This is a genomic window from Allosphingosinicella sp. (genome assembly GCF_036403745.1).
Taxonomy (GTDB): domain Bacteria; phylum Pseudomonadota; class Alphaproteobacteria; order Sphingomonadales; family Sphingomonadaceae; genus Allosphingosinicella.
Genome location: NZ_DASWQI010000053.1, coordinates 1 through 4,167 on the forward strand (window position 1 = coordinate 1; position 4,167 = coordinate 4,167).

The window sequence follows — 4,167 nt, forward strand, 5'->3', positions numbered from 1 at the left end:
ATACCGACATGGTCGTCCGCTTCCACGGCGATCCGGCCGCCGTCCGGGCGGGGGTGGAGCAGGCGTGGAAGAAGGTCGTCCCGGACGTGCCGTTCAACGCCAAGTTCAGCGACGACATCATGGTCGAGCTGTACAAGGCCGAGGACGCGCGGGCGAAGACCTTCGCCGCCTTCGCCTTGCTGTCCGTGATCGTCGGCTGCCTCGGCCTGTTCGGCCTCGCCGCTTTCACCGTTGACCGCCGTACCAAGGAGATCGGCATCCGCAAAGTGCTCGGCGCCCGGGTCCGCGACATCGTCCGGCTGCTGGCATGGCAATTCTCGAAGCCCGTGGTCCTTGCCAACCTCGTCGCCTGGCCGGCCGCATGGTGGGCGATGCGGGACTGGCTGAACACGTTCGACGCGCGCATCGCGCTCGGCCCGGGGCCGTTCGTGCTCGCCGGCCTGATCGCCCTCGGCATCGCCGTCGGCACCGTCGCCGGGCACGCCATCCGCGTCGCCCGTCTCAATCCCGTCCACGCTTTGCGCCACGAATAGGAGACCGGCCATGTTTCGGAACTATTTGACCGTCGGCCTCCGGGCGCTGGCCAAGAACCGCACCTACGCCTTCATCAACATCTTCGGCCTCGCCATCGGCATGGCCGCCTGCCTGATGATCCTGTTGTTCGTGCGCTACGAGATGAGCTTCGACACGTGGCTGCCGGGGCACGAGAACAGCTACCAGCTGCAAAGCTGGTACCACAGCCACGAGACGGGCGAGGAAGCCCAGCTCCAGATGACGCCCTACATTGCGGGCGAGCGCTTCAAGAAGGATTTCCCGCAGGTCGAAAAGGCGGTCTACGCCTGGGACAACAATCCGGTCTTCTTCGCCGACGGGCAGGCCAGCAAGGCCGAGCATTATCTCTATTCCGCGGGCAATCTGCTCGACGTGCTGAGCCTGCCGCTGCTGCGCGGCAACGCGGCGGACCTCGGCCAGGCCAACAATGCGGTGATGGCGCGAGGCGAGGCACAGACGCGGTTCGGCACCGACAATGTGGTGGGCCGCACCTTCACCGTGGTCACCAAGGGTCAGAAGCGCGACTTCAAGATCGTCGGCGTGTTGAAGGACCTGCCGAAGAATTCGCACCTGCGCGTCAACGCCATCGTCAACATCGACATCCAGGGCTTCATGGCCAAGGAGCCGCAGGCGCTCACCTGCTGGGGCTGCCAGAACGGCTGGGTCTATGCACGGCTGAAGCCCGGCACCGACGCCAGGGCGATCGAGGCGCAATTCCCCGCCTGGGAGAAGCGCAACATTCCGGACGAGAATAGCGGCGAGGCGCATTTCAACGCCGGCGACGACGAGGACTGGCACCTCGTCAACGTCGCGGCCGTCCATCTCGGCAAGGCGCAAGGCGGTTCGATGGCGCCGGGCAACGACAGGACGACCATCATCACCTTCGCCGTCATCGCTTTGCTCATCCTCGCCATGGCGGTGGTCAATTTCACCAACCTCGCCACCGCCCGCGCCTCGCAGCGGGCCCGCGAGGTGGCGCTGCGCAAGGTGCTGGGGGCGAGCCGCAAGCAGCTCATCTGGCAGTTCATCGGCGAATCGATCATCGTCGCGGTGATCGCGATGGTGATCGCATTGGGCCTCGTCGAGCTGCTGATCCGGCCCTTCTCCGCCTTCCTCGATGCGGACATCCGCCTCACCTATTTCGGCAGCGAGGGCATCGCCTTGCCGGTGGTGCTGCTGGTGACAATGGTGGGGGTGCTCGGCGGCCTCTACCCAGCCTTCTTCCTGTCGCGATTCCAGCCGGCGCAGGTCCTGAAGGCCAACAAGTCGGCGGCCGAGACCCCGGGCTCGGGGCGCCTCAGGAGCATTCTCGTCGTCGGCCAGTTCGCGGTCTCGATCGGCCTCATCATCTGCACGGCCGTCATCTACTTCCAGACGGTCTACGCCCGCACCGTCGATCCCGGCTACCAGCGCGAGCACATCCTCCAACTCGAGGAACTGAGCCGCTACCAGCTGATCGACAAGGGCGAGGCGATCGCCGACCAGGTCCGCCGCGTGCCCGGCGTCGATGCCGCCGCTTTGACCAACATCGGCGTCGCCACCGACAATAACAGCAACACAAGTGTAATGGTGCCGGGCAGCCCCAAGCCGTTCAACATCGGCAATTACGGCGTCGACGAGGGCTTCAAGGACGCGATGGGTCTGACCCTCGTTGCCGGCCGCTGGTTCGACAAGGCGCGGCCATTGGACGACATGACCCTGCCCTTCCCGCTCAACCCGGCGGACGAAAAGGCGCTGGCCGCGCGCGGCGGCAACGTCGTCATGAACGAGCTGGCGACCCGGCGGCTCGGCTTCCACAATCCCGCCGACGCAGTCGGCAAGACGCTGAAGGCCGCGCTCGTCGAGAACGAATATGGGCTGGTGCCGGTCACCGTGATCGGCGTGGTCAAGGATTCGCGGTTCCGCTCGATCAAGCTGCCGCTCGATCCGATCATGTTCAGCGGCTCCAGAAGCGGGGGGTCGTTCATGGTCATCCGCTTCCACGGCGATCCCGCCGCCGTCCGCTCCAATGTCGAGCGGGTGTGGAAGGGCTTCACCAACGAAGTGCCCTTCTCCGCCAAGTTTAGCGACGACATTATCGAGACGCTCTACAAGGCCGAGGACGCGCGGGCGACGACCTTCGCCGGCTTCGCGCTCCTCTCGGTGGTCGTCGGCTGCCTCGGCCTGTTCGGCCTCGCCGCCTTCACCGCCGACCGCCGTACCAAGGAGATCGGCATCAGGAAGGTGCTCGGCGCGCGGGTGCGGGACATCGTCCGGCTGCTGGTGTGGCAATTCTCGAAGCCGGTGATCATCGCCAACCTTATTGCCTGGCCGGTCGCCTGGTGGCTGATGCGTAACTGGCTGAACGGCTTCGACACCCGCATCGCGCTCGGCCCGGTGCCGTTCCTCCTCGCCGGCGGCCTCGCCCTCGCCATCGCCGTCGGCACCGTCGCCGGCCACGCCTACCGAGTCGCCCGATCCAATCCGATCAACGCGCTGCGTTACGAATAGAGAGACCATCAGCATGTGGAGAAACTATTTCACGGTCGGCATCCGCGCCCTCGCGAAGAACCGCACCTATGCCTTCATCAACATCTTCGGCCTCGGCATCGGCATGGCCGCCTGTCTGATGATCCTGCTGTTCGTGCGCTACGAGATGAGCTTCGACCGGTGGATCCCGGGCAGCGAGAATGTCTTCCAGGTGCAGAGCTGGTACCATGACCGCCAGACCGGCCGCGACGACCGGCTGCAGATGACGCCTTATGCCGCCGAGCCGGCGCTCAGGAAGGATATCCCGCAGATCGAGGCGATGGTCTACGGCTCGCAGACCTCGCCGGTGTTCATGAAGAATGGCGAGGCGACGACGATCGAGGATTTCCTGTTCGTCGACGGCGACCTGTTGAAGGTCATGCCGCTGCCGCTGCTGCGTGGGGGCACGGATGCGCTTGGCGCGCCCAACTCGGTCGTCATGACCAAATCGGAGGCGATGCGGCTTTACGGGACGATCGACGTGGTCGGCCGCCCCTATACGGTGATCAGCCGCGGCGCGGAGCGGGCGATGAAGATCACCGGCATCCTCGAGGATCTGCCGAAGAACTCGCACTTGAAGGCGACGACCATCGCCCGGGTCGACTATCCGCAGCTCGCCGCCAAGGATCCCCGGGCCCTCACTTGCTGGGGCTGCCAGAGCGGGTGGGTGTGGGCGAAGCTCAGGCCCGGCACCGATCCCAAGGCGATCGAGGCGCAATTCCCGGCCTGGGAGAAGCGCAACATCCCCGACGACAATGTCGGCAGCACCCGCACCAATGCGGGCGACGACCAGGATTGGCACCTCGTCAACATCCGCGACGTACATCTGGGCCAGGCGCAGAACGGCGCGATGCGGCCGGGCAACGACCGCACCACCATCGTCACGTTCGCGATCATCGCTCTCCTCATCCTCGGCATGGCGGTGGTGAACTTCACCAACCTTGCCACCGCCCGCGCCTCCCAGCGCGCCCGCGAGGTCGCGCTGCGCAAGGTGCTCGGCGCCTCGCGCTCGCAGCTGGTGATCCAGTTCGTCGGCGAATCCGTGCTCGTGACCGGTATTGCGATGCTGGTCGCGCTTGCGATGGTCGAGCTGCTGCTGCCGCTGTT

3 protein-coding genes are annotated in these 4,167 nt (G+C 65.7%); all 3 read left to right on the forward strand.

All coding sequences use genetic code 11. From position 1 onward, the window contains the following. A partial coding sequence (locus VGC56_RS09950) for an ABC transporter permease (protein ID WP_464124745.1) occupies positions 1-533 on the forward strand: 533 nt, incomplete at its 5' end. A gap of 10 nt (positions 534-543) precedes the next feature. Then, positions 544-3,042, forward strand: coding sequence for an ABC transporter permease (locus VGC56_RS09955; RefSeq protein WP_464124746.1), 2,499 nt, complete (start codon positions 544-546; stop codon positions 3,040-3,042). A 13-nt stretch (positions 3,043-3,055) separates the two neighbouring features. Then, positions 3,056-4,167: ABC transporter permease (locus VGC56_RS09960; protein WP_464124747.1), on the forward strand; the 1,112-nt coding region annotated here is incomplete at its 3' end.